A 25,451-nucleotide genomic window follows, 5' to 3' on the forward strand; every position below is an offset into this window, starting at 1 on the left:
AGACCCCCGGACGTTTTGGACTTGCCGGTCCAATTTTGCCGGGGCAGTGTGTGAACCAGCCGGTCCTATCCAAGGCCGGTCGCAGTTTCCGACAAGCACGGTGGGGACACAGCGAGATGAACGACTACTACCTGCTCGGCCGCTCCGGGCTGCGGGTGAGCCGGCTGGCGCTGGGCACGATGAACTTCGGCACCGGCGGCTTCCACGCCGCCTACGGCAAGACCGAGGCCGAAACCGAACCGATCTTCCGGCGCTACCTGGAGGCGGGAGGAAACTTCATCGACACGGCGGACTTCTACACCGCCGGGGAGAGCGAACAGATCCTCGGCCGACTGATCGCGTCCGCTAGGGTACGCGACCGGCTCGTACTGACCAGCAAGTTCACCAACACCACCGATCCCGGCGACCCCAACGCCAGCGGTAACGGCCGCAAGCACATGATCAGTTCGGTCGAGGCCTCGCTGCGTCGGCTCGGTACCGACTACATCGACCTCTACCTGCTGCACACCTGGGACCGGATCACCCCGGTCGAGGAGGTCGTCCGAACCTTCGACGACCTGGTACGCGCCGGCAAGATCCGCTACGCCGGCCTGTCCGACGTACCGGCCTGGTACGCCGCCCGGGCACAGAGCTTCGCCGAGGCGCACGCGCTCACCCCGATGATCAGCCTGCAACTGCCGTACTCCCTGCTGGCGCGTGGCATCGAGCCGGAGTTCGTGCCGATGGCGCAGTCTCTGGGGCTGGGGCTCACGGCCTGGAGTCCGATCGGCGGCGGGCTGCTCACGGGCAAGTACCGGCGGACCGGGGACGGCCTCACCGGCACGGGCAGGCTCGGCGACGCAGGATCGGGCGGGCAGCCGGTCAGCGAGCACGCATGGCAGGTGATCGAGACACTGGAGCGGGTAGCCGGCGAAATCGGGCGGAGCATGGCCCAGGTGGCGGTCAACTGGGTGGCCACCCAACCCGGGGTCGGGTCGGTGACCATCGGGGCGAGCAGCGCCGAGCAGTTGGACGCCAACCTGGCCGCGCTCGACTTCGAGATTCCGCCGGAGGCGCGCCGCCGACTCGACCAGGCCAGCGTCGCCCCTGTCGCTTCGCTCTACTCGATGTTCACCCCGGAGTACCAGTCCTGGATCGTGAGCCCGGGTCTCGGCATCGGCGACAAGCCGGCCGGATATGCGCCCCCGGTGTGGAACGGTGCCGCCCAGCCGGTCGGCTGACCCCCACCCCGACGATGGAACCTCGCGCCTCACGACGCGGGTCCGTCCGTGGCCCGCCGCCAGGAGGTGGAGGCCAGCGGAACCGAACCGAAGGACGAACGGCCCTCCCCCGGAGGGTCGTTCGAGGTTTATCCTCCGCCACCGACCGGGATCAGTCGTCGAACTCGAATCCGTCCGCTTCCGCTGACGTGATCAGCCGCCGCATGCGATCGGCGTCCCTCGCCACAGCGCCGAGCCGGATCGCGAGCTCTTCAAGCACGTCCCGGTCCGTACCGTCCGCACAGAACATGCCTGCCTCGGAGTTGTAGGAGAAGCGTCCTTCGAGCGCCGGCGCCTCGGCGCTGACCAGCACTCGGCGACCCCCTCCCAGAAGTACCCGTTGGGCTCGTGACCGCACTCCTCGATCACGTGGTCCACAGCCGTACTTCCCGCGTCCAGCACCAGGGAGTACTCGCCCGGGGACAGCTCGACCAGTCGCAGCGGCTTCATGGCTGGAGCTTGGCAGCCACGCGCAAGCGACGGCAACCGCCGGGGGTCGAGTAGGGCGCTTTGAGCCTTTGAGCCTTTGATGCGCCGTTATCACAAAACATGGATTTCGCTCATATAAGCCCCGGTTGCCCCAATGGTCACCGTAAGGTGACTTTCGGTGGTGGCAACGATGCGTGGCCGGCGAACCCAGGTTGGTACGGCCGTGTCCGGTACGAAAGGCGGGGAACGTCATGTCCGGTTTTCAAGCAAGCCACAGAGGTCCCGACCAGCCGACAGCGCGACCGACAGCGCGACGATGGCGTCTGGCTACGGGGCTCGTGGCAGGGAGTGTGGTGGCAGGAGCGGCCAGCCTCAGCGGTCTCGCCCTGGCCACGGGAGGCAGTGCCGTCACCGGCTCGAGTCTCGTCGATGACCGAAAGGTGAGTCGGCAGCTCACCACAGTGGAGCGGCCGTCCACGGTCCTCACCGCGACGGAGGCGGGGAAAGGCACGCCGGCGCCGGGCGACGGCCAGTCGGGTAGTCCCCAGTCGGACGAGGGCGGCGAGGTACGGTCGGTAGCCTGCGACTCCGCCGAACTCGTCGCCGCGCTCACCCAGGCCAACGCCGAAGGCGGCGGAGCCCTCAAACTCGCGCCGAAGTGCACGTACGTGCTCGCCGCGCACGCCGACCCCGGCGACGCGAGCGGCGGCGAGCGATCCGGTCTGCCGGTGATCTACCAGCCGATCTCGATCGAGGGCGCGGACGCGACAATCGCCCGGGACGCGACGGCCGAGGAGTTCCGCTTCTTCACCGTCCGGGACGGCGGTGAACTGAAGCTGAGCAACATCACGCTCACCAACGGACGTGCCGCGAGCGGCGGCGGCATCCGGATCGACCACGGTGGCAACGCCGTCGTCGAGCACACCACGTTCACCGACAGTGCCGCACTCGCCCCGGAGGGCGGTGGCGGCGGGATCTTCAACGACGGTCACCTGACTCTCACCGACAGCAAATTCGCCAACAACAGCGCCGCTGGTTGGGCGGGCAGGGGCGGGGGCCTGCTCAACGGCGGCGTCCTCACGGTGAAGGGGGCGGAATTCACCAACAACCGCGCTGGCGGATTCGGTGGCGGGTTCGCCAACTACCAGGGTGCGGCCGACATCAGCGAGAGCACCTTCGCCCACAACACGGCGGGAGAGGGCGGCGGGATCGCCAGCGTCGCGGCCCGGACCAAGGTCTGGCAGACGAAGGTCACCGCCAACACCGCCAGGGTCGGCGGCGGCGTCGTCAACAAGGACGCCACGATCACCCTTCGCGACCTGACAATCAGCCACAACACCTCGGAGGTGGCTGGCGGCGGAGTCGCCTCGATCCAGGGGCTACTGACGCTCGACGACAGCACCGTCACGTCCAACACCACGGGCGGTGACGGCGGCGGCATCTCCGCCGAACAGTCGAACGTCCTCGTACGCAAGAGCGAGAGCAGCCACAACCAGGCGCTCGGTCCCGAGTCGAAGGGTGGCGGTATCGCCGTCACCCAGGGGCAGATGTCCCTGTTCAAGAGCAAGGTGATCGAGAACAGGGCGGCTGGGGAGCCCGGCGGGCTCTCCGAGACGGAGATCGTGGTCAAGGTCGATGACAAGACCGTCATCACCGGGAACCGCCCCTGTGGCGACGACCGGGCGGATGACGGCTGCCGCGTCGACTGACCACGAGCGGATGACGGCTGCCCGACCCACCAGGGGCAGCGGGCACGGACCGCTCAGGCCATGGCCGACGGGCGAGCACGACGAGGTGCCGGGTACGGGCGGTCACGTCCGTACCCGGCACCTCGTCGCAGGCACCTCCTGCCCCGCCCACGGGCCGTCTAGCCTGCGCGGATCTGGGTAACCGTGCCTGATGTCCGAGGTCAGCATCGCCGACTACGGTCTACTCTCCGACTGCGCCTCCGCCGCGCTGGTCAGCCGGGACGGGTCGGTCGACTGGTGGTGCCCAGGGCGGTTCGACTCACCGTCGGTCTTCGGCCGGTTGGTCGACGCGGACGCCGGGCACTGGGCGCTCGGGCCAGCCGCGACCGAGTCGGGCCGACGGTCCGAACGGGCGTACGTCGACGGCTCGCTGGTGCTGCGCACGGTGCATCACACCGACGGTGGCAGCGTCGCGGTGACCGAGGCGCTCGCGGCCGAACCGGGGGCACGCGGTCACGAACTGGGCCGCAACTCCCCGACGGTGCTGGCCCGGGTCGTCGAGGGGCTCACCGGCACGGTGCGGATGCGCTGTGATTTCGTCCCCCGGCCCGAGTACGGGCTGCTCACCCCATACCTGCACCGGGACGGGGACGGACTGCTGGCCGCCGCCGGCCCGGTCACCCTGACTCTGCGTGGCCCGGTGCCGCTGGAATGCGCGCACGGCGGGGCGTACGGCGAGTTCGACGTCGCCGCCGGCCAGGTGGTCGGCTTCGACCTCGCGTACGCGCCCGCCTACGGTCCACCGCCGCAGCGGTTGGACCCGGTGCCGGTGCTCGCCGACACCGTCGAGGCGTGGCGGGCGATCCGGGAGGTGCACCGGTACAACGGCCGTTATCCCGACCTGGTGCGACAGAGCGCGCTGGTCCTGCAGGCCCTGACCTACCAGCCCAGCGGGGCCGTGGTCGCCGCCGTCACCACCTCGCTGCCGGAACGGGTCGGCGGCACCCGCAACTACGACTACCGGTACGCCTGGCTGCGGGACTTCTTCCTGACCATACGGGCGTTCTGGGTGGGCGCCTGCCCGGACGAGACCGGCCGGCTCTTCGACTGGGCGGCCCGCTCCGCCGGCCGTACCGGAGGCCGAGCCGTGCCGATCATGTACGGGGTGACCGGCGAGCGGGACCTGTCCGAGTACTCCCTCGATCACCTGCACGGGTACGCCGGCAGCCGACCGGTCCGGGTCGGCAACGATGCCTGGCGGCAGTTGCAGCACGACGTACCCGGCGAGGTGCTGCTCTGCGCACAGCTCATCCGCGACAGTCTCGGTGATCTCTCGGAAGAGTTGCAGGCGCTGCTGATCGAGCTCGCCGACCAGGCGACCCACTGGCGCGAGCCGGACGCCGGGATGTGGGAGGAACGCGGTCCGGGACAGCACTACCTGGCGTCGAAGGCGCTGTGCTGGGGCGCGCTGGACTGCGCGGTGCAGCTCGCGCCGATGCTCGGCACGCGGGCCGACCACGAGCGGTGGGCGGCGGTCCGGGACGAGATCCGGGTCACGGTGCTGCGGGACGGTTGGAACGAGCGGGTGGGCGCGTACACCGGCGTCATCGGGTCGCCGGAGCTGGACGCCTCGGTCCTGGTCCTGCCGTTCACGGGGATGGTGGCGGCCACCGATCCCCGGATGCGGGCCACCATCGAGGCGATCGCGTCGCGGTTGACGACCGAGGGGCTGGTCCGCCGCTGGCCGGACGATCCGGTCGGCTTTGTGGCGTGTACGTTCTGGCTGGTCGAGTGCCTGGTCATGGCCGGCGAGACGGAGCGTGCGGTCGCCCTGTTCGAACGTACCGCCGCTCGCGCCAACGACCTCGGGCTGTTCGCCGAGCAGATCGACCCCCGCACCGGTGCGCACCTGGGCAACACTCCGCTGGCGCTCTCGCACGTGGGCCTCATCGGTGCCGCCTGGCGGCTCACCAAGCCCAGCTTCATCTGACCCGCCGTCGCCCGACGAAGGCCCGCGCTGTTCCGCCGGGCAGCGCGGACCCGGTGCCGGCGCGACCGCTCTGGCCGGTACCGGGTCTGCGGAGACAGGAGCTGGTGGCGATGGTCGACGGTCAGCGGGCGGCGGGTGCGGACCGGATGATCTCGTCGACCAGCGCGGCGAACCGGTGCGGTGCCGCGAGGTAGGGCGAGTGCCCCGTGGCCAGGGTGCGGCTGGCCGTGGCCCGAGCCGCCATCGTCTCCTGCAACGCGGGTGGGACCGCCCGGTCGTCGCCGCAGACGACGTACGTCGACGAGATGTCCTGCCAGGCAGCGGTGCTCACCTTGTCCGCGAACGACCGCAGGCTCTGGTCGACGAGCTGCCCGAGGGCCTTGTCCGCCAGTTCGTCGGCGACGTCGTGGTACAACGCCTCGCGCGGGTTCTCCATCAGGGGGAAGGTGCCGCTGGTGTCGCTCGGCGTCTCCATACCGTGGAAGCTGTACATCGACTCGCCCGCGTCGAGCATGTAGGCGGCGAGGTAGATGAGGTGGGAGACACTGGTCGCGCCGGCCACACCCTCGGTGACGGGAATGCCGCCGTACGAGTGCGCGAGCACGACGACCGGCCCGTCGACCCCACTCAGCTCTCTGCGGATCACCTCGGCGTCGTCGTACATCGACCCGGTCGGGGCAGGGTTCCTGCCGGCGCTCGGTAGCGCTGGTACGCGCGTCCGGTAACCAAGCTCGGCGAGCGCATCGCAGGTAGCGGCCCAGCTCGAGGGCTGGTGCCAGGCTCCGTGGGCGATGAGAAGCGTGGGCCGACTTTCCGGACGGGTCATCCTCTTGCCTCCGTGAGGGCGGGTAGGGCGACAGGCGATGGCTTGTCGGACGCATCGTCGGACACTATGTCCGACGATGCGTCCGAACCGTAGCATCGGCAACCTCACATCGACAAAGCCCCTCCGCCCACGAGCCGGTTCGTGCCTGGTCAGCACGCCGAGCCCCGCCGTCGGTCTCGCCCCTCTCCGCTCGTGTCGACGACCTTCACCGCTCCGGTCCGACCTGTGCCGCGCGGATGGCGAGAGCGGCCTGGATGAGCGTGGCGTGGGTCAGGGTCTGCGGATAGTTGCCGAGGTGGAGCCCGGTCGACGGATCCATCTCCTCTCCGTAGAGCCCGAGTGGACTGGCCCGGTCGAGCAGTGCCCGGAACAACTCGATCGCCTCGTCCACCCGACCGGTCCGGGCGAGGGCCTGGACAAGCCAGAACGAACAGGGCAGGAAGGCCCCCTCGATGCCGGGAAGGCCATCGTCTCCGGGCGGATAGCGGTAGAGCAGTGGCCCACCGGCGGAGAGCTCGCTACGGATGGCCTCGATCGTGCCCCGGGTCCGGCCGGACGTGCCGGGGTCGAAGCCCAACAGCGGCAGGACCAGCAGCGACGCGTCGAGTTGAGCCGAGCCGTAGCTCCGGACGTAGCTGGACCTGGACGGATCGAAGCCGTGTTCCCGTACGTCCGCGGCGATGGCGTCGCGGGCCTCCCGCCACCGCCGCCGTTGGCGGTCCGGTAGCCGGCGGGTCTCGGCCACGCGCAGCGCCCGGTCCAACGCGAGCCACCCCATCAGCTTGGAGTGCACCTGCTGGGAGGTGTGGCGCAGTTCCCAGATGCCGGCGTCCGGCTCGTGCCATCGACGGGCGACGACATCGGCGAATCCACGTACCGCCCGCCACGTCTCCGGGTCGAGTCGGTTACCGGCCTGTACGTACACCCAGGCGGCGTCGATGACCCACCCGTAGCCGTCGAGCTGGTGCTGACCGGCCGCGCCGTTGCCGGTCCGTACCGGCACGCTGCCCGCGTAGCCGGGCCAGCCGTCGAGGGCCCGCTCCCCCGGCACGGTCAGGCCGTCCAGGGTGAACAGCGCGGGCAGACGCGGTCGCTGCAACCGGCTCGCGCGCAGCAACCACGCGAGGAATCCCCGGGCCTGGTCGGCCTTGCCGACCGCGAGGAACGCCGCTACACCGATACTGGCGTCACGCGGCCAGACGTAGCGGTAGTCCCAGTTCCGCACTCCACCCGGATGCTCGGGCAGCGACGTCGTGGCCGCCGCGACCGGGGCCTGTGCGGGCGAGTAGGTCAGCAGGCGCAGGGTGAGCAGGCTGCGCGCCACGGCGTCACGGAACGGAAGGTCCTCGTCGATCTCGGCGATCCAGGCGCGCCAGCGCGTCTGGTCCTGGAGCAGGACCTCCCAGGCCGCACCCGGCGCGATGTCGACCAGCGGCTCACGGTGGGCCACGGTCAGCACGGCGACGACCGGTCGCTCCGGGGTGACCGTCACCTCGCTCGGTCGCCCGGGTACGAGTCCCAGCTCGGGAGCGCAGCTCAGGGAGACCGCCAGAGCTCCCCACGCGCAGACGAGCACCTCGCCCCGGTACCGGACGCGCGGAGGCCGGTGTCTCGGCCCCAGACGTGGGTCGAAGTCGACGACCGCCGTCACCGGGCCACCCTCGACGGACAGACGGCGCACGAGCAGGGTCGTCGGCAGGAGTTCCCCGGCGACCTCGGCCACCATCGCCTCGGTGAGTGTGAGCCGGCAGCCGCCGACCGCCCAGATGGTTTCCAAGGTGGCCGTGTGCGGCAGGTACCGCCGTCTGACCACGGGAGCCGGAGCAGCCGGGCCGATCCGGTACGTCCCCGCCGCCGCCCCGCCGATCAGCCGACCGAACAGCGGTTCGCCGTCGAACCGGGGTACGCACATCCAGTCGATCGCGCCGCTGCCGGACACCAGGGCGGCGGTGCGGGTGTCCCCCAGCAGCCCGTAGTCGGCGATCGGTGGGGGCGTCTGCTCGTACGTCGGGTACGGGTGGTGCGTCATCGCGCTCCCTTCCCTCGGGCCGGTACGCGGGGCCACCGGATCGGGCGGCGTCGACGCCCGGCGCGTGGCGCCGTACGGCGTGTCGGCCGGGCGGTGCCGGTGACCTCAGCGCGCCTGGAGGAACAGGCCGAGGACGATTCCGTAGAGGATGTGTACGACGGCGGCGACCACCGGCGTCTGGATCCCGTAGTTCAGGGCGAACAGGCCGGGCGGTTCGAGCAGGGCCCGGCTGGACGGCCCGGCGCGCAGCGAGGCCATGCGCGGGTGCACCCCCGGCAGCAGTGGCAGGAGCACTGTCAGGGCGACCCCGACGTGCACCACGCCGAGCACCGCACCGAGCCACCAGGTGGAGCGCCCGAGCAGCGCGAACGTGGCCGCGTAGCCGAGTGCGAAGCCCTGGCCTGCGGCAAGGTGGATGAAGAATCCGGCGACCCGGGCCCGGTCGGGATCTTCGACGACCATCGAGCCGAGGATCAGGGGCAGGTCGACGCGGGTCAACCCGAGCAGTTGAGCGATGATCATCGCCGCGGTGAGCGCGGCGGTGGCCAGCACACCGAACAGTGCCCAGCCGGCCCAGTCCATCTCAGTGACGGATTCGGGTCAGGGCTCGCCGACGATCCGGGCTGCGGCCCCGTACGTCCATCAGTCAGCCCTCCAAGCGCCGCACGGGTCGTCGCTCATCCGGGTGCGGGTCGAATCCGACAACTGGCTGTCAACCGCACGGCAACCTGTCCCTGCCGGCTTCTCGGACCCCACGGTAGGCGCCGGGTACCTACCTGGCCAGGCAACTCGCCGGTCGGGAACCAACGGTGGCAGGTGCCGGTGCCGCCGCCCATGGCCGGCGAAACCTCCGTATCGCGCTGGCGTCTTCCGAAGCACAACGGGTAACAGAGGAGGGGCGCCGAATGAACGCCACCGAACCTCTCTTATCAAACAAATGCGACAAACCGGAGGAATCACATGCTGGCCCTGACCGACAACGCCGTGATGGCGATCCGCGACCTGGCCGCCCAGCAGGGCGCGCCAGAGACCGCCGGCCTGCGCATCAGCCACGACCCGTCGGACGATTCGCTGCTGGTCGCGGTCACGGACCAGCCGGACCAGGGGGATCAGGTCATGGACAACCTCGGAGCACGACTCTTTCTTGATCCGCAGGCGGCGAAACTCCTCGCCGACAAGGCCCTCGACGTGAGCGTCGAACAGGGCAACGTGCAGTTCGCCTTCACCAACCGCGATACCAGTGGGGCGGTATGGCCGTCGGATCAGACCATCGCGCCATGACGGGTGGCACGTCACCCGAACATCGCTGACGAACAATATGACCGTAATGATCCCTATCGACGCGGCACCTCCTTAGCATCACAGCCCCGCGGCGCGACGACGCGCCGCGCTGGACGAGGAGCCGCCCCTTGAACACGTCGAGTACACCCGCCCGCATCCCCCGCTGGTTCCGGTCTCGCCGACGCCGCCCGGCCGGGCTGGCCGCCTGTCTCGCCGGCATGGTCCTCGGCGCGCTGACCAGCGCTCCCGCCGCCCATGCGGACGCGGTCCCACCGGCACCCGCGACGTGCCCCGCCAACCTGGCCACGAAGGCCACGTGTTACACCGGCCAGGACGGCAACGGGGCGTACTACACGATCGCCGTTCCCACCCGATGGAACGGTTCGCTTGTCGTACACGCCCACGGCGGCCCTGATCTCGGCGACGCCTCCGACCCCGCCCGTAGCACCGAGGATCTGGAGCGATGGGCGGTGATGGTGGACGAGGGCTACGCCTGGGCCGGCTCGTCCTACCGCCGTGGTGGCTACGGCACGGCGATGGCCGCGGCCGACACCGAGAACCTGCGCCGCCTGTTCGTCACCGAGTTCGGCAAGCCGAAGCGGACGTACGCGCACGGCCAGTCCTGGGGCGGGAACGTCGCCGCCAAGGTCGCGGAGACGTACGCCGGGAAGCACGGCCCGTACGACGGGGTCCTGCTCACCAACGGTGTGCTCGCGGGTGGCTCGCGCGGCTACGACTACCGTGTCGACCTGCGCGTCGTCTACCAGTACTACTGCCAGAACCATCCCCGTCCCAGCGAGCCGCAGTATCCCCTGTGGGAGGGCCTGCGCGCCGGCTCGACCATGACCACCTCAGGGCTGCGCTCCCGGCTGGAGGAGTGCACGGGGTACGGCTCCGCTCCCGAGGAGCGGACGGCGTCGCAGCAGCGCAACCTCGACGACATCCTGTCGGTGACGGGCATCCCGGAGCGTACGTTGGAGTCCCACCTGCGGTTCGCCACCTTCACGTTCCGCGACATCGTGCACCACCGCCTCGGCGGCCGTAACCCGTTCAGCAACATGGGCGTCCGGTACTCCGGTTCGCACGACGACACCGCGCTCAACGCGGGCGTGCAGCGGTTCTCCGCCGACCCGACCGCCAGGCGCGATCTGTCCTACGACAGCGATCTGACCGGCAGGGTCGACATCCCGGTCCTCACCATGCACGCGATCGACGACCCGACGGCATTCGTCGAGCACGAGGCCGCCTACCGCGCCAGCCTCCAGGGCGCCCACCGCGACGATCACCTCGTGCAGACCTTCACCCGGGAGGCCGAGCACAGCGAGCTGAGCAATTCCGAGTACGCGAACTCGCTCTCCGCCCTGGATGCCTGGGTACGCACCGGAAAGAAGCCGACACCGCGCGCCATCTCGGCATCCTGTGCCGCGTTCGACCGCACGTACGGCACCGGGTGCTTCTACGATCCGGAGTTCCGCCCCAGTTCCTACGCCTCGCGGGTCGAATCGCGGCCGGGAGGGTCGCACTGGCCGGCGATGACGGCTGCCCAGGAGAGGCGCTGGAGCCGGATCGACGGCGTCGGGATCGCTTCCTGACGTACCCGGGTCGTCACGCCCGGACAGTCCCCCACCTCCCCGGCCCTGGTGTCGCCGGGGAGGTGGTCGGGGATCCGGACCAGAGCGCCGGGCACCGGTCGGCGACCGCGTCGGTGTTCAGCTGATCTGCTGGTAGAGCGTCGCCATGTCCGAGCAGATCCACTCCTCGGCGATGAGACCTCCGGCGATGCGGTAGAACTCGTGGCTCTGGTACGCCACCACCCGCCCGGTCGCCGGGATGCCCTGGAACTCTCCCCGGTGGGTGCCGCGATGCGTCAACCGCATGGCGACACGGTCGTCCATCGCGACCATGTCCTCGATCTCGGCGTGGAAGTCCGGGAAGGCGGCCCGCATCACGTCGACGCCCTGCTTCCAGGTCTCACGTCCGTGCATGGGTTGCGGCAGCATGGCCAGGTTGATGATGAAGTCGGGGGTCAGACGATCGAGGCAGGCGTCGATGTCGCCGGCGTTGAACCTCTCGAAGGTCGTACGCATGAGTTCGAGGTTCGCCTCGGGGGAGTTCGTCATGGCTGTCCTTCACTCGTTCGGTACGGACTGGCACGGAACCTTTGCAATACAGTCGCAATGTTAAGGCGAGGGGACCGCTTTTACAAGACGACTGCAATGCAAAAAGGGTTCCGGTGGCCCGGCACCCCGTCCCCGGCGCCGAGACCCCGTGACCCACCGCGACGCCGTCGACCCCCGCTCCACGGCCCGGATCCGCACCTCAACCATGCTCGGAGAACCGTTTCGCCCACCGCTGCGTCCTAACCTTGCGTGATGGAGGAGGACGACAGGCAACTCCTGCGCCTCGTCGGCAAGGGCGACCGGCAGGCGTTCGAGGTGTTCTATGCCCGTAACGCACCCTGGCTGGCGCTGCGCCTGCGTCGCCGGTGCCGGGACGCTGATCTGGTGAGCGAACTACTCCAGGAGACGTTCCTTGCCGCCTGGCGGGCCGCCGGCAGCTATCGGGGCGACGGCGAGGTGATCGGCTGGCTCTGGTCGATCGCGTCGCGACGCCTGATCGACGCGAGCCGCCGGGCCCAGGTCCGTCCGCGGATCGTCGACGCACCCGACGACGCACAGCTCACGTCGCCGTCCGCGGAGGAGGAGGCCATGGCCGGCGCGTACGACGCCCGGCTGGAGCAGGCGCTGGCCCGGTTGTCACCGGAGCTGCGGGCGGTGCTCCAGGCGACCGTGCTCGACGGCCTCACCATCCGGGAGACCGCCCTGGTGCTGGGGCTGCCGGAGGGCACCGTCAAGACCCGCGCGATGCGCGCGCGCCGAGAGCTGAGGGCTGCACTGTCATGACTGTTGAGGACTTCCACATCCACGACCTCGTACTGCGCGCCTATGCCGAGGACCGGCTCGGCGACAGCGACAGTTGGTCGGTCGAGGCCCACCTCGACCGCTGCCCGTCCTGCCGCGCCCGCCTCACCCTGGACGAAGCGACGGGTCAGCAGATCGCCGTGGTCGGCACGAACCTGCGGGAGAACCTGCCCCGACAGGGGCGGGCGCGGGCAGCCACCCGCTGGCGGCGGCTCACCGTACTCGTCGGATTCGGGCCGGCGGCCAGACTGGGCTGGTTGATCTCGGTCGCCGTCACGCTGGGGCTGCTGGTGGTGCTCGCCGCCAGCCCGGTGCCGTCCCGTTCGTGGTTGCTGCTGCTGATCGCACCGGTCCTGCCGGTGCTCGGCATCGCCGCCTCGTACGGCCTACGCACCGACCCGCTGCACGAACTTGTCGCCGCCACCCCGTACGCCGGGCTGCGGATCGTGTTGTGGCGGACCCTGTCGGTACTCGCGGTGACCGCCCCGGTCGCGTTCGTGGCGGGTACGGCGTCCGGCATCGGGCTACCGGTCATGTGGTTGCTGCCGTGTCTGGCGTTGACCGGCCTGACGCTCGGGCTCGGCACCGTGATGGAGATCGGGCGGGCTGCGGCGGCGGTGGTGGCCGGCTGGGCCGTCGTGGTGCTCGCGCCGATCGGCGAGACGTGGATGGTGGCGCCGACGACCGGCACCGCGTGGGCAGTGGTGACCGGCGTCGGCGTGGCGCTGATGTTCTGGCGCAGGGATCGGTTGGAGACCGGGGTACGGCGATGACAGTGATGCAGGAGGGGACGATGACAGTGGTCGTGGAGGGCCTGCGGGTCGGTTACGGAAAGCGGGTGGTCCACGACGGCCTGGAGCTGGCGCTCACCCCGGGCGTACACGGGCTGCTCGGACCGAACGGCGCCGGCAAGACGACGCTGATGCGGGTGCTGGCGACGGTGACCCGGCCGGACGGCGGCCGGGTGCGGCTGCTCGGCCAGGACATCGCCGACCGGGCGGCGTTGCGGAAGATACGCCGGCAGTTGGGTTACCTGCCGCAGACGTTCGGCTTCTATCCGCGTTTCACCGTCCGCGAGTTCGTCGAATACTTCGCCTGGCTGCGGGAGCTGCCCCCGGAGGAGATCCCACTCGCGGTCGACCGGGCGTTGGCCCGGGTGGGGCTGTTGGAGCGGGCCGACGACCGGATGAAGCATCTCTCCGGCGGGATGCTGCGCCGGGCCGGCATCGCACAGGCGATCGTCAACGACCCCCGCCTGATCCTGCTCGACGAGCCGACCGCCGGACTCGACCCGGAACAGCGGGTCGAGTTCCGCGCCCTGCTGCGGGAACTGGGCGTCGACGCCTGTGTGCTGGTCAGCACGCATCTGGTCGAGGATGTCGCCGCCGCCTGCACCCAGGTGAGCCTCGTCGACGGCGGCCGGCTGGTCTTCGCCGGCACGCCGCAGGAGCTGGCCGCCGCGGGCGGGGACAACGACAGCGGCGACTCGGCGATCGAGCGGGGTTACACCGCGGTCCTGCGCGGGGCGCGGGCGGCGGTGACCCGATGAGGCGTCCGTTGCGGGTCGAGCTCTTCCGGGGTACGGCACCAGCGGCGGCCCTGGCCACTGCCGGCGGCACGGTGTGGATGCTGGGTGTGCACACCGACGCCTGGGCGGGGCTGGCCGGCTACTTCCGCTCCACCCTGCTGGTTCTCTGCGCGCTGATGGTCGCCGCCGGTGCCTGGCAGGCCGGCCGGGAGCGTCGCCGCGCGATGGGTGAGATGCTCACCTCGACCGCACGCCCGGCCTGGCAGCCGATGCTGGTCGCCTGGTTCGCCGTCGCCCTGGGCGGCACGATCGGCACGGTCTCCGTACTCGGCGGTGCGGCGGTGCTCATCGCCCCCGTCGCCACGTACGTCGGACAAGGCTGGTGGTGGGGGCTGCTGGTGGGGCTGCTCGCCCTCTGGACCGCCGCCGCGCTCGGGGTGCTCGTCGGGCGGCTCGTCCCGTTCCGGGCGATCGCCCCGGTGGCCGGGCTCGCCACCTTCGTGGGGCTGGGCGCCGGCACCTACCTGAGCAACGACCGGGTCGCCTGGCTCTCCCCGGTCCAGGACACCGACCTGACCGCCGGGCAGTTCATCCCCGGCGAGCTGCACCTGACGCAGGCCGTATGGTTGCTCGCCCTGACCGCCGCCCTGCTCGCCCTCGCCGCGCGGCTGCGGTGGACGACGCTACTCACGGTCACGCTCGCCGCCACGGCGGCGGTGCCGTTCCTCACCGGACCACGGATCGGTCGCCTCCCGACCGATTCCCGGGCCATCGAACCGGTCTGCACCGTCGACGGGCCGCCGGTCTGTGTGGCTCGGATCAACGCCTTCATTCTCGACGACGTCGCGACGGTGACCCAGCCGCTGCTGGCCCGGATGACGAGGATTCCCGGTGCGCCGATCCGGGTGGCGGATCTCGACACCCTGTCCGACGGGCAGTACCCGGAGGACCATGTCGACACCGTCTGGCTGAATCTGAGCGAGCAGCCGAGGGCGCTCGGTGGCCTGGCGCGAGGCGACTCGCTGCGTCGTTTGTTCGGTCGGGCGAGCCTCCCGACCTGCGACGCCCTGCCCGAAGAGGCCGACAGGACCCAGTACGTCGCCCGGGAGTGGCTGACCGACGAACCGCAGCCCGTCGCCGACCTGCCGACCGACCAGCTCCGGGCGTTGCCACCGGACCAGCAGCGCGCCTGGTTCGGGGAGTATCTCGCCGCCGCGCGGGACTGCGACCAGGAGCACCTGGTCCAACTCGGGGAACGACTGTGAGGCGGTCCTACCCGAGCGGTCAGCACGCGGGGACGGCCCCGACGCACATGCGCCTGGCGGAGCTGCACCTGCGGGCCCGGGGCGGGCCGGTCTTCGCGACCGGTCTGGGACTGGTCACCCTGCTGAGCTGGATCGCCGGGAACTGGATCGCCGGGCGGCCGTACTTCGACGGGCCGGCGTCCCGGGTGCCGGTCGTCATGCTCGCCCCGCTGCTCGCCGCGGTGTTGCTCGGCCCCACCATGGCCGGCGCCGACGAGGAGCTGGAACGTGGTACCGCGCGGCCGTGGCGACGGTGGCGCCTCGGCCACCTGCTGCTCGCCGTCGCCGCGATCGGCGCGGCAGTCACGTCGACCGGGCTGCGGGCGCCCGAGGTGTTCGGGGCGCACGCCCTGCTCCGCAACACGCTCGGCTGCGTCGGACTGGTCGCACTCGGCGCGGCACTGCTCGGCGCGCGGCTCGCCTGGCTACCCGCCTTCGGATACGTCTGCGCCGTCTACGCCGCCGGGCCGCAGACCGGCGACGCGGCCCGGATCTGGGCCTGGCCGTTACAGGCATCCTCGGTCACCGCCTCGTGGCTGACCGCCGGTGGCCTCTTCGCACTCGGGACGATCTGGTACGCCACCCTCGGCGCCGGCGCCGGTCACGGCCCACGTCCACTGCCCCGGTGACCCGACCCGAACCCGGACCGGACGTCACCCGCCCCGGCCGACCACTACCGTGGCTGGCCGGGGCGGGTGGCGCCGATCGCGGCACGACCGGTGGAGGTCTACCCCCGGCTCAGCGGTCGCAGCCCAGCACGGACAGGTCGACGGCGTCGGCCATCGCCTGCATGCCCTTGTCGTTCGGGTGGAGGTGGTCCCCGCTGTCGAAGAACGGCAGCATCGCCTGCGGGTCGTACGGACTGCGCACGATCCTGTCGAAGTCCACCACCTCGTCGAACGCTCCGCTGTGCCTGATCCAGTCGTTGACGCCCTGACGCACGGCCTCACCGGCGGCGTCGTACTCGTACCAGCCCTTGTACGGCATGACGGTCGCACCGACGACGCACTTGCCCGCCGTGTGCGCCCGGTCGATGATCTGCCGATAGCCGGCGACCAGGTCGTCGACCGTGACACCGGTGTGGGCCTTGATGTCGTTGACGCCTTCGAGCACGAACACAGTGCTGACCCCGGGGTGGGAGAGCACGTCCCGGTCCAGCCGGCGCAGCGCTGCCTGTCCGGCGTCGTCCGCGAGCACCTTGTTACCCGAGATGCCCGCGTTGACCACACCCTTCACGGTGTTGCCCGGCGCGGCCTGGAGCCGCCGGGAGAGGTAGTCGGGCCAGCGACGGTTCTCCTCCGAGGTCGAGGCCCAGCCGTCGGTGATGGAGTCCCCGAGGAACGCCACCGAGCTGATCGTCGTGGACGTCTCCACGCTCACCGCGTCCAACCAGTACCAGGAGCCTGTCGGATCGGTCCAGTTGACCGCCTCCTCCTCGGCGGCGTGGTTGCCCGCGGCCGCGTAGGAGGTCTGCATCGCCATGCCGTGACCGGTCGTCGGTCCCTGGGCACCCGTGACGTACAGGCTGATGACCAGGTTGCTCTGGGCGGCCAACCTGCCGGCCAGTGGGTCACTGAGTACGGTCCCACCTGCGGCGACGGTGACCGACGGCTGCCCGCCGAACGTCAGTCGACGGTTGCTTCCCCCGACCAGTTCCGCACCCTGCCGCTGTAGGCCGGCGTAGGCGCTGGCGAACGTCACCGGATGGTCACCGAAGGCGTTGGTGAGGCGGATCCGCAGGTCGGTGCCGCCGACGCTGGTGCGTACGACCAGCCGGTAGCTGCGGTCGGCGGGCCCGGCACTCTGCCGGTCCGCGCTGGCACCCCAGGTGATCACGGAGTGCCGTTCCCCACCCGTGGGGTCGACCGCCGACTCGGCCTGCGCCCACGCCTGCGTCGGCGTCGCCGGCCCGGCCTGCGCGGCCGTCGGGGCGGTCAGGGGTACGCAGACCGCCGTGACCAGCGCGGAGACGGCAACCAACGGGCGGCGCCAGGAGCCGGCAGGTCCTCGCGTGGTGAGACGCCTCAGGTCGGCCATCTCAGAGGCTCCTCAGCGTGACGGACTCACCGGGCTTGAGGGTGACCGTGCGCGTGGTTCCGCCGGCAACCACGGTCGTGCTCCGGCCGCCGACGCTCGTCAGCCTGGCCTGGGTGACCTTGCCGTTCTTCCAACCGAGGTCGACAACGAAGCCGCCCCGAACGCCCACGCCGGAGACCGAACCGGAGGCCGCCCAGGCTGCGGGCAACGCGGGCAGCAGCTCGACCTGGCCCGGCCGTGAGTAGACCAGCATCTCGATGATCGCGGCGGGCGTACCGAGGTTCGCGTCGATCTGGAAGATGCCCCGGCCCGGCCCCGTCTCGTAGATGTCGAAGAGGTTCATCGCACTGCCGTTGCCACCACCCGTCGACGGCCTGAGGTTGTTGACCACGAGCTGGTACGCCTTCTCCCCGTCCTTCAGCCGGGCCCAGCACAGGCTTCGCCAGGCGTTCGCCCAGCCGAAGCTGTTCATGCCGCGCGCGCTGAGCAGTGCCTTCGTACCGGCGATGATCTCCTGCGGCGTGGAGTCGTCCGGACGGATCCGGTCGCCGGGGAAGAGTCCGATCAGCGGGGAGAGGTGCCGGTGTGTGGTCTCGCCGAGGTTGTCGGGCGACATCCACTCCTCCAGCCAGCCGGTGCTCGGGCTGACCCTGGGCAGGTACAGGCGCTCGCGGAGGTCGTCGACGGTCTCGGCGTAGCCGCTGTCGCGGCCGAGCACCTCGGTCGCGGTGCGGTAGTTCCCGAAGAGGTTCCACACCAGTTCCTGAGCGTACGTGATGCCCAGGGCGTCGAGCGGGCCGTGCTCCGGCGACCAGTCACGGTCGGCGATCAGGACCTCCCGGGAGGCGCCGGACGCGTCGGTGACGGTCGTGCTGATCAGGCGGGACTCCCAGAACTCCACGGCGCCCTTGATGACCGGGTAGACCTTGCCCAGGTAGGCACGGTCCTGGGTGTACTCGTAGTGCTCGAACAGGTTCTGGCAGAGCCAGGCGTTGCCGGCCGGGTGCCACCACCAGCCGCCGCCGCCGTAGGGATTGGTGGAGATGGCGACGGTCCAACCGGCGATCCGGCCGCTGGAGTTGCGGTAGCGGTTGGTCGGGCTGTTGAACAGGCGCTGGGTGACGTCCGTCCAGGAGGAGAGCTGCGCGAGGCAGTAGTCGGCGAAGGCGTCGAAGTGGTCGGTGAGGCCGGCCCGGTCGGCGAGCCAGTAGTTCATCTGGATGTTGACGTCGGTGTGGTAGTCGGCCATCCAGTCCGGGTCGTTGCCGTCCAGCCAGGGGCCCTGTAGCCCGATCGGCAGGCTCCCCCGCGATCCGGAGATCATCAGATAGCGGCCGAACTGCAGGTACGCGGCCTCGAGCTCCGGGTCGGGAACGTTGTCCCGGTGGCGTGCCCGCAGCCGTTCCCAGGTGTCCAGTTCGCGCTGGGCGGCGGAGGACGTACCGAGGTTGATGTCCAGCTGTTCGAATGCCCGGCGGAAGTCGGCGACGTGGGTGTGCAGCAGGTCCCGGGCGGACTCGTGGGCTGCGGTCAGGACCTTGGTCCGGGCGAGTCGCTCGGGGTCCACGGACGGGTCAAGGAAACGGGCGGCCGGGTCGGGGGTGTAGTTGGTGCCGCCACTGACGACGATGGTGAGGTCCCGGCAACCGGTGAAGGTGATCGACGTACCGTCGACCGCGACCTTTCCGCCGCTGCCGTAGGCGGTGACGGCGGCGCCGTACCTGAGCCCGTTGACGAAGGAGGCGCCGAAGGAGGCGTACCGGCCCGCGCTGTTGGCGGTGGTGGACTCGCCGTGGGTGCCGGCCAGGGAGATGGTGCCGGTGTAGGTGCCACGGCCCTGCTGGGAGAAGTACGCGACGATGACGTCGTCGGGGTGGCTGGCGAAGATCTGCCGCTGGTAGGTCACGCCGGAGATGTCGTACGCGGTGGTGACCAGCCCCTGGGCCAGGTCGAGGGTGCGGCGGTAGTTGTCGACGGAGCCCAGGTCGTGATCAGGGATGTCGACGGTGAGCGTGGCCAGCAGGGTCAGGGAACCGAAGTCGTCCCGACCGTACGGGAACTGCCCGTCGCTCTGCAGGGTGTCGTTGAGACCTCCGGTCCACAGGGTGGCGTCGGTGATCATCAGGAGCTCGCTGGCCGGGTCGTTGCTCGCGAGCGCGCCGAGCCGGCCGTTCCCGACCGGCAGCCCCTGCTCGATCATGGAGTTGGCGGAGCCGGGAGCCTGCCACCAGAGCTGGTTGCTGGCGGCGTCACCGGCGGCGAGCATGGGTGATTCGGCGGGACGCCGGGGAGCGGCCGAGGCGGAGAAGGCGGGCAGGCCGCCGAGGGCGGTGGCCGCGCCGGAGGCGGCGGCCATGGCGAGGAAGCCTCTGCGGCTCGGTCGGATGTCGGACGAGTCGGTGTTCCGGATGTCCACGGGTACTCCATCTTGGGCGAGCGGCGGGTGCGCGGCGGCAGATGTGGAGGGTCGGGTGCCTGGTCGGTGGGTCGCTCGTAGGGGTACGGCGGTCGGGGCCGTCGCGGGACGATGCCCGAACGTGGGGCCCGGCTCACACACCGGGCCCCACGGGTACGTCAGAGGGTCCGAGGCACGTCGATCTTGTCGATGTCGGGTGCGTACCAGGTGCCGCTGTCGAAGGTGACGGTGTTGGTGCCCGCCTTCAGAGCCAGCTGGACGCTGACGGTCTCGACCGTGCCCCAGTCGCCGGTGGAGGGGAACTTCAGGCTGGTCCCGTTGCCGCTGTTGGAGTAGACGGTTGCCGAGCGCGGGTCACCGCTGACGTAGGCGACGTTGATGGTGTAGATCCCGTCCTTGGCCACGGTAACGTCGTTGAACTGCAGTTTCCCACCGACGTAGAGGTTGCCGACCTTGTTGCCGCCGGAGCAGGCGTCACATCCGCCGACGGAGGCGTTGCCGGTGAGGGTGTTGGCCGTCGACTCCGCCTCGTAGCTCGTGGTGACCAGCGTGGTGCCGCCGGGTCGGACGGTGAACAGCCGTGAACCGTGCGCGGGCAACGCCTCGGCGATCTTGTTCTTGTACGTCCCGAGGTTCTTCTTGTTCCACAGGTCACGGACCGATGCGTTTCCGGTGAACCCCAGCGACGCCCAGTGGGCGGTGACGGAGGCGGGCGCCTCGCCGAGGTTGAACAGGGCGACGGTCCAACTGCCGTCCGGGTTCTTCGCGGCCCAGACCTGTTGGTCGCCGACCGGGGTGACCGGCCGGGCCGGGGCGGCTCCGTTCTGGTCGATCGCGATGACCTCGCGGTTGGTCAGCAGGGACAGCCCGTAGTCGTCTAGACCGGTGAGGTCGTCACCGGTGTAGAGGGGCGACTTCGAGATGGCCCACAAGGTCATGTACGTCTGGCGTTCGGCCTTGGTGAGGCCGTCCATCGCCCCGTTGCCCACATTGAGGGCGTCGAAGTCGTTCCAGCCGCCGGGGCCGGCCTTGCGGCTCCAGGCCGGTGCGTCGTCGAACCGGTCGTCAACCGAGTTCTCCCAGCTGACCAGGGTGTTGCAGTAGCACTCGACGTCGGTGTCGATCCGCCAACCGTTGGAGTACCTCTTCCAGTCGGCCGCGTGGTTGATGTCCAGCGACCAGGAGAGTTCGAGGTGGATCGGTCGGCCGGTGGCGGCGATGGCGTCGTGCCAGGCGGCCACGTCGGCGACGTTGTTGTAGTTGTCACCGGACTTGAACGAGCCGGGGCCGACGCCGTCGAGCTTGAGGAAGTCGTATCCCCAGTCGGCGAACATCTGCGCCTGCGAGTCGATGTACTTGCGCGCGCAGGCGTTGTCGAAGTTCAGCTTGTAGGCGCTGTCCCAGCCGTTGGTGGTGCGCAGGTCCGGGTAGACGATGTCGGCGGTGGTGCAGCCGGGCGCGTTCCAGATCGGTGTCACCCCGTTGCCGTACGCCTCCTTTTCCAGGCCCACGGGCAGGTAGATGCCGGCCTTCAGGCCCTTGGCGTGGATGTGGTCGGCGACGGCCTTCATGCCACGTGGGAACCGCACCGGGTCGGGCGTCTGCCGGGCGTACTGGTCGAACTCCGGCGTCCAGTTGTTGTCACGCCACCAGCCGGCGTCGATGTTGACGTACTCGTAGCCGTACTGCTTCAACCTGGCGGCGAGCGCGTCCGCCTGCTTCAGCACGTTCGCCTCGGTGAGGTAGCTGTAGTCGCCGTCGGGGTTCAGACCCGGGTACTTGGAGGTCTGCATGCTCCAACTGCTCCAGCCCAGGTAGGGACGGGCGGCGAGGTCGGCGGTGGCGGACGGGGCCACGGTGGACACCATCGACGCCGTACCGCCCGACACTGGATCCGGCCTCGGGCCGGCGGCGGCCTGAGCCGGCACGGCGCCCGCACCGAGGGTCGCGGCGAGCGTGGCGGCCAGGATGGCGACGCCGGTTCGGGCCCGGTGCCGGCCGGTACTGGTTCGGGGCGGTTTACCTGTTGTCGTCGGTGACTGCACTGTCAACCTCCTGCTGACGCGGTGGGTGGTGGCGGTCGCGTTACGGGACCGGCTGGGGCCGGGTGACGCCGAGAGTCAGGGAACAGCGATCGCTCTCGGGAAACATGGCCGAAATCCTAGGACAATAATTAACTTCGTCAAGTATTGATTTGGTTCGAGAGCCGCCCTACTGTCGACGGCAGCTACGGATCCACCCGCACGGTCAGCACCACCCACGGCACCCGCCACGGGAATTCCTGTGTGGACGTCAGACCCGGTCCGCGACGTCGACCCCCGGCGCCGCACGACGCACGCCGGAGGGTCGACCGGCCGGGTCACCGTTGTCGGGCGCGGTCCAGCTCACCCCGCCCCGCTCACCTCGGCGGCCATGCCCGCGATCGCCCCACCCAACCGGCGACATCGAGGGCGGGCATCGATAACAGCTGCTCAATCCAGCGACTCGTGGAGCTTGGGCACACGAACCTGCCGCCCGTCGCCGGCACTACCGGTCGATGACCGACCGCACGCCGTAGGCCTCGGCGGTCGGGATTGCGCGATCGCGATACCTAGAACTACTATGCATTGCAGTTCTAGGGTTAGGAGGTCACATGCACATCACCAAGGACCTCGTCGCGGCCTCGGCGACGCCGCTCGTGCTGGGGATCCTCGCCGAAGGCGACAGCTATGGATACGCGATCCTCAAGCAGGTCAATGAATTGTCGGGCGGGCAACTGGAGTGGACCGAGGGTCTGCTCTACCCGCTGCTGCACCGCCTGGAGCGGCTCGGTCACGTCGAGTCGGCGTGGGAGACCCCGCCCGAGGGACGCCGGCGCAAGTACTACCGCATCACCGACCAGGGCCGGGCCGAGCTTGCCGAGCAGCGCCGCCAGTGGGCTGCGGTCGTCGATGCCCTGCGGGGCGTCTGGAGCACGACCCAGTCCATCAAGCCGATCATGACGCCGGCATGGGAGGCGTGACGATGACCGTCAACAGCGACCTGGAGGGCCAGATCGCGGAGTGGCGGGCCTACATGCACCGCCGCCGGGAGTTGCACCGCACCGACACCGAGGAGCTGGAGGACCATCTCCGCGGGCGGATCACCGATCTGACCGAGTCGGGCCTGCACACCGACGAGGCGTTCCTCATCGCCGTGAAGCGCATGGGCAGCCTCGACGAACTGTCGCGGGAGTTCGCCCGCGAGCATTCCGAGCGGCTGTGGAAGCAGCTCGTACTTCCCGGGGAGCCGGACGCGCCGACCGCCGCCCGTACCCGTCGCGAACTGCCCGTCATGGTGCTCTGCGCGGCCATCGCGGCGCTCGCGATCAAGATCCCGGGCTGGTTCGGGCTGGACATGTCAGACGACGACTTCGGCTTCTACGCGCGAAACCTCAGCCTTTTCGCGCTGCCGGCGCTGGCCGCGTACTTCGCCTGGCAACGCCGGGTCGGCACTCAGGTCATCGGGATACTCGCGCTGCTGTTCATTCTCGGCGCGGTCGCCGCGAACGCCTATCCGCTCGACAACGACTCGCACACCACCGTGCTCACCGCGATCCACCTGCCGCTCGCGCTCTGGTTGGTCGTCGGTGTCGCCTACGTCGGCGGCGACTGGCGTTCAGAGCGGCGGCGGATGGACTTCATCCGGTTCACCGGGGAGTGGCTGATCTACCTCACCCTCATCGGGCTGGGTGGCGGCGTGCTCATGGCCTTCACGATGGGCACCTTCAGGGCCATCGGCCTCAACGCCGAGGGATTCGTCCAGTCGTGGCTGCTGCCGTGCGGCGGCATGGCCGCGATCATCGTGTCGGCGTGGCTGGTGGAGGCCAAGCAGAGCGTCATCGAGAACATGGCGCCGGTACTGACCCGGGTCTTCACCCCGCTCTTCGCGGCCACCCTGCTGGCCTTCCTGATCGCGTTCATCTGGACCAACAACGGCATCAACGTCGAGCGCGATGTGCTCATCCTCTTCGACCTGCTGCTCGTGGTCGTGCTGGGTCTGCTGTTGTACGCCATCTCCGCCCGTGACTTCGCGGCCCGGTCCAACCTCTTCGACCGCTTGCAGCTCGCGCTCGTCGTCAGCGCTCTGATCATCGACGTCATCGTGCTGGTGGCGATCACCGGTCGGATCACCGAATGGGGCTTCAGCCCCAACAAGACCGCGGCGCTGGGCGAGAACGTCATCCTGCTCACGAACCTGGCGTGGACGGCATGGCTGTTCCTCGGCTTCGTACGTGGCCGGATGCCCTTCGCCCGCCTGGAGAACTGGCAGACCCGCTACGTGGTCGTGTACGCCGCCTGGGCCTGGGCAGTCGTTCTCGCCTTCCCACCCCTGTTCAACTTCGCCTGAGCCGGATCCGGCCCGCTCCCCCTGCCCACTACCGGCGGGGTGGGCGGGCCGTCGGCATCGACCGCAGGGGCCACTGGCGCACCAGAACGATACGTACCGTTTCATTTGCCGATCGGGGTGTGCTACGTTCCTCGTCGACCGAAACGATACGTACCGTATCGCCAGATGGGCCGCGCTCTCCGGTCCTCTGCCGCCGAACGACGAAGGACGCCCCATGACCACACCAGCTGCCGGTCCCACCCAGGACCCCACGCCCGCCACCTGGCGAACAGGGTTCGTCGCGGAACTGCGCGATGCCGTCAGCCTGCGGACCATCTCGCTGGTCGTCGCCGTCCTGGCGGTGCAGCTGGGATTCGTCCTGTCCTACATCGGCGCCTTCCACGCCCCCAAGCCCCACCACATACCCGTGGCGGTCGTCGCGCCCGCCCAGGTGTCCGACCAGCTCATCGCCCAGCTCAACGCCGTGACCGACGAACCCGTCCTGGTCCGTGCCGCGACGAGCGCACCGGAGGCCCGCGCCCTCATCCTCGACCGCACCGTCGACGCGGCCGTCATCGTCGACACCCGGGGCACCACCGACACGCTCCTGGTCGCGTCCGCCGGCGGGCCCGCGGTCTCCGCCGTCGTCCAGCAGATCGCCCAGACCGTCGAGACCCAACGGCACCGCGAGTTGAGCGTCGACGACATCCGCCCGCCCGCCGCCGGCGACGGTCGCGGGTTGTCCTCCTTCTACCTGGTCCTCGGCTGGATCGTCGGCGGTTACCTCGCCGCCGCCATCCTCGGCATGGCCGCCGGAGCCCGCCCGGCCAACTCGCACCGCACTGTCGTCCGCCTGACCACCCTCGCGTTGTACGCCATCGCCTCGGGCCTGGGCGGCGCCGTCATCGCCGGCCCGGTCCTGGGAGCCCTGCCCGGTGACTTCACCCAACTGTGGGCACTGGGTGCCCTCGTCGTCTTCGCGGCCGCCGCCACCACCGTCGCCTTCCAAACCCTGCTGGGCATCCTCGGCATCGGCCTGACCGTCACGCTCTTCGTTGTCCTCGGCAACCCCAGCGCCGGCGGCGCCTACCCCAGCACCCTGCTGCCTCCCTTCTGGAGCACGATCGGGTCCTGGCTGCCACCCGGCGCCGCCACCACCGCCGTACGCAACACCGTCTACTTCTCCGGTCACGCCATCGCCCAGTCCGTGTGGGTTCTCGCCGGCTACGCCGTACTGGGCATCATCGCCGCCGTCGCGGCCTCGATGCTCCACGCCCGGCGCGGCGCCGTCGTGGAGTCGCCACTCCCCGCCCGGGCGGAGGCCACCAGCGGCGATGGGGCCAACTGGGCCGTGGACCGGGGCCAGCTCGTCTGACACCGGATCGCCTGCCCGGGC

The 25,451-nt window shown here is 70.1% G+C and carries 21 protein-coding genes; 13 read left to right on the forward strand and 8 right to left on the reverse strand.

The annotated features are described in order from the left end of the window. The first annotated feature begins 116 nt into the window (after nucleotides 1-116). Nucleotides 117-1,220: an aldo/keto reductase gene (locus BDK92_RS03200; protein WP_121154426.1), complete on the forward strand. Its 1,104-nt coding sequence runs from the start codon at nucleotides 117-119 to the stop codon at nucleotides 1,218-1,220. A gap of 151 nt (nucleotides 1,221-1,371) precedes the next feature. Here BDK92_RS03200 and BDK92_RS40070 read toward each other — a convergent pair whose 3' ends face one another. Beyond that, nucleotides 1,372-1,572 (reverse strand): Imm51 family immunity protein, encoded by a 201-nt coding sequence (locus BDK92_RS40070; protein WP_246016763.1) that lies wholly within the window; start codon nucleotides 1,570-1,572, stop codon nucleotides 1,372-1,374. Nucleotides 1,573-2,041: 469 nt separating this feature from the next. Between BDK92_RS40070 and BDK92_RS03210 the strand changes: the two genes are divergently transcribed. Both BDK92_RS03210 and BDK92_RS03215 read left to right on the forward strand, forming a co-directional pair. After that, entirely contained in the window at nucleotides 2,042-3,397 is a 1,356-nt protein-coding gene (locus tag BDK92_RS03210; RefSeq protein ID WP_170208464.1) for a right-handed parallel beta-helix repeat-containing protein, read from the forward strand. A gap of 190 nt (nucleotides 3,398-3,587) precedes the next feature. Next, nucleotides 3,588-5,366, forward strand: a complete 1,779-nt coding sequence (locus BDK92_RS03215; RefSeq protein ID WP_121154430.1) for a glycoside hydrolase family 15 protein — start codon at nucleotides 3,588-3,590, stop codon at nucleotides 5,364-5,366. Nucleotides 5,367-5,487: 121 nt separating this feature from the next. Here the strand turns inward: BDK92_RS03215 and BDK92_RS03220 are convergent, their stop codons facing one another. The 3 genes from BDK92_RS03220 to BDK92_RS03230 all read right to left on the reverse strand — a co-directional run bounded on the left by BDK92_RS03220 (nucleotide 5,488) and on the right by BDK92_RS03230 (nucleotide 8,803). After that, on the reverse strand, nucleotides 5,488-6,192 hold the full coding sequence (locus BDK92_RS03220; RefSeq protein WP_121154432.1) for an alpha/beta hydrolase: 705 nt from the start codon (nucleotides 6,190-6,192) through the stop codon (nucleotides 5,488-5,490). A 205-nt stretch (nucleotides 6,193-6,397) separates the two neighbouring features. Beyond that, nucleotides 6,398-8,221: a glycoside hydrolase family 15 protein gene (locus BDK92_RS03225; protein WP_121154434.1), complete on the reverse strand. Its 1,824-nt coding sequence runs from the start codon at nucleotides 8,219-8,221 to the stop codon at nucleotides 6,398-6,400. Nucleotides 8,222-8,326: 105 nt separating this feature from the next. Continuing rightward, nucleotides 8,327-8,803, reverse strand: coding sequence for a hypothetical protein (locus BDK92_RS03230; protein ID WP_121154436.1), 477 nt, complete (start codon nucleotides 8,801-8,803; stop codon nucleotides 8,327-8,329). A gap of 378 nt (nucleotides 8,804-9,181) precedes the next feature. Between BDK92_RS03230 and BDK92_RS03235 the strand changes: the two genes are divergently transcribed. After that, nucleotides 9,182-9,502 (forward strand): adhesin, encoded by a 321-nt coding sequence (locus BDK92_RS03235; RefSeq protein WP_121154438.1) that lies wholly within the window; start codon nucleotides 9,182-9,184, stop codon nucleotides 9,500-9,502. 128 nt (nucleotides 9,503-9,630) lie between these two features. Continuing rightward, nucleotides 9,631-11,094, forward strand: a complete 1,464-nt coding sequence (locus BDK92_RS03240; RefSeq protein ID WP_211349037.1) for a hypothetical protein — start codon at nucleotides 9,631-9,633, stop codon at nucleotides 11,092-11,094. A 117-nt stretch (nucleotides 11,095-11,211) separates the two neighbouring features. On the opposite strand, the gene BDK92_RS03245 is transcribed toward BDK92_RS03240, so the two are convergent. Further along, nucleotides 11,212-11,622, reverse strand: coding sequence for an ester cyclase (locus tag BDK92_RS03245; RefSeq protein ID WP_121154440.1), 411 nt, complete (start codon nucleotides 11,620-11,622; stop codon nucleotides 11,212-11,214). Between the two features lie 252 nt (nucleotides 11,623-11,874). Between BDK92_RS03245 and BDK92_RS03250 the strand changes: the two genes are divergently transcribed. From BDK92_RS03250 to BDK92_RS03270, 5 genes are read left to right on the forward strand one after another with little or no spacing between them, the layout of a single operon-like run. Further along, a complete protein-coding gene (locus BDK92_RS03250; protein WP_425462207.1) occupies nucleotides 11,875-12,405 on the forward strand; it encodes an RNA polymerase sigma factor in 531 nt (176 codons plus the stop codon). Further along, on the forward strand, nucleotides 12,402-13,196 hold the full coding sequence (locus tag BDK92_RS03255) for a zf-HC2 domain-containing protein (protein WP_121154444.1): 795 nt from the start codon (nucleotides 12,402-12,404) through the stop codon (nucleotides 13,194-13,196). Before BDK92_RS03250 ends, BDK92_RS03255 begins: the two co-directional genes overlap by 4 nt. Nucleotides 13,197-13,216: 20 nt before the next feature. Continuing rightward, entirely contained in the window at nucleotides 13,217-13,972 is a 756-nt protein-coding gene (locus tag BDK92_RS03260) for an ABC transporter ATP-binding protein (RefSeq protein WP_121161567.1), read from the forward strand. Continuing rightward, the gene (locus BDK92_RS03265) at nucleotides 13,969-15,216 is read left to right on the forward strand and encodes a hypothetical protein (protein ID WP_121154446.1); all 1,248 of its coding nucleotides are present in this window, start codon (nucleotides 13,969-13,971) and stop codon (nucleotides 15,214-15,216) included. The genes BDK92_RS03260 and BDK92_RS03265 overlap by 4 nt, the downstream gene beginning before the upstream one ends. A gap of 47 nt (nucleotides 15,217-15,263) precedes the next feature. Next, nucleotides 15,264-15,884 (forward strand): hypothetical protein, encoded by a 621-nt coding sequence (locus BDK92_RS03270; RefSeq protein WP_121154448.1) that lies wholly within the window; start codon nucleotides 15,264-15,266, stop codon nucleotides 15,882-15,884. Nucleotides 15,885-15,993: 109 nt separating this feature from the next. Here BDK92_RS03270 and BDK92_RS03275 read toward each other — a convergent pair whose 3' ends face one another. The 3 genes from BDK92_RS03275 to BDK92_RS03285 all read right to left on the reverse strand — a co-directional run bounded on the left by BDK92_RS03275 (nucleotide 15,994) and on the right by BDK92_RS03285 (nucleotide 21,753). Next, nucleotides 15,994-17,292, reverse strand: a complete 1,299-nt coding sequence (locus BDK92_RS03275) for an SGNH/GDSL hydrolase family protein (protein WP_121154450.1) — start codon at nucleotides 17,290-17,292, stop codon at nucleotides 15,994-15,996. A gap of 1 nt (nucleotide 17,293) precedes the next feature. Then, nucleotides 17,294-19,708 (reverse strand): glycosyl hydrolase family 95 catalytic domain-containing protein, encoded by a 2,415-nt coding sequence (locus tag BDK92_RS03280; protein ID WP_121154452.1) that lies wholly within the window; start codon nucleotides 19,706-19,708, stop codon nucleotides 17,294-17,296. A gap of 158 nt (nucleotides 19,709-19,866) precedes the next feature. Beyond that, entirely contained in the window at nucleotides 19,867-21,753 is a 1,887-nt protein-coding gene (locus BDK92_RS03285; RefSeq protein ID WP_211349039.1) for an alpha-galactosidase D, read from the reverse strand. A gap of 587 nt (nucleotides 21,754-22,340) precedes the next feature. Between BDK92_RS03285 and BDK92_RS03290 the strand changes: the two genes are divergently transcribed. The 3 genes from BDK92_RS03290 to BDK92_RS03300 all read left to right on the forward strand — a co-directional run bounded on the left by BDK92_RS03290 (nucleotide 22,341) and on the right by BDK92_RS03300 (nucleotide 25,430). Next, nucleotides 22,341-22,709: a PadR family transcriptional regulator gene (locus BDK92_RS03290; RefSeq protein WP_121154454.1), complete on the forward strand. Its 369-nt coding sequence runs from the start codon at nucleotides 22,341-22,343 to the stop codon at nucleotides 22,707-22,709. Between the two features lie 2 nt (nucleotides 22,710-22,711). Continuing rightward, complete coding sequence (locus BDK92_RS03295; RefSeq protein ID WP_246016765.1) at nucleotides 22,712-24,076, forward strand: permease prefix domain 1-containing protein; 1,365 nt, start codon at nucleotides 22,712-22,714, stop codon at nucleotides 24,074-24,076. 214 nt (nucleotides 24,077-24,290) lie between these two features. After that, nucleotides 24,291-25,430, forward strand: a complete 1,140-nt coding sequence (locus BDK92_RS03300; RefSeq protein WP_121154459.1) for an ABC transporter permease — start codon at nucleotides 24,291-24,293, stop codon at nucleotides 25,428-25,430. The last annotated feature ends 21 nt before the right edge of the window (nucleotides 25,431-25,451 follow it).

It is taken from the genome of Micromonospora pisi, from assembly GCF_003633685.1.
Lineage (GTDB): Bacteria > Actinomycetota > Actinomycetes > Mycobacteriales > Micromonosporaceae > Micromonospora_G > Micromonospora_G pisi.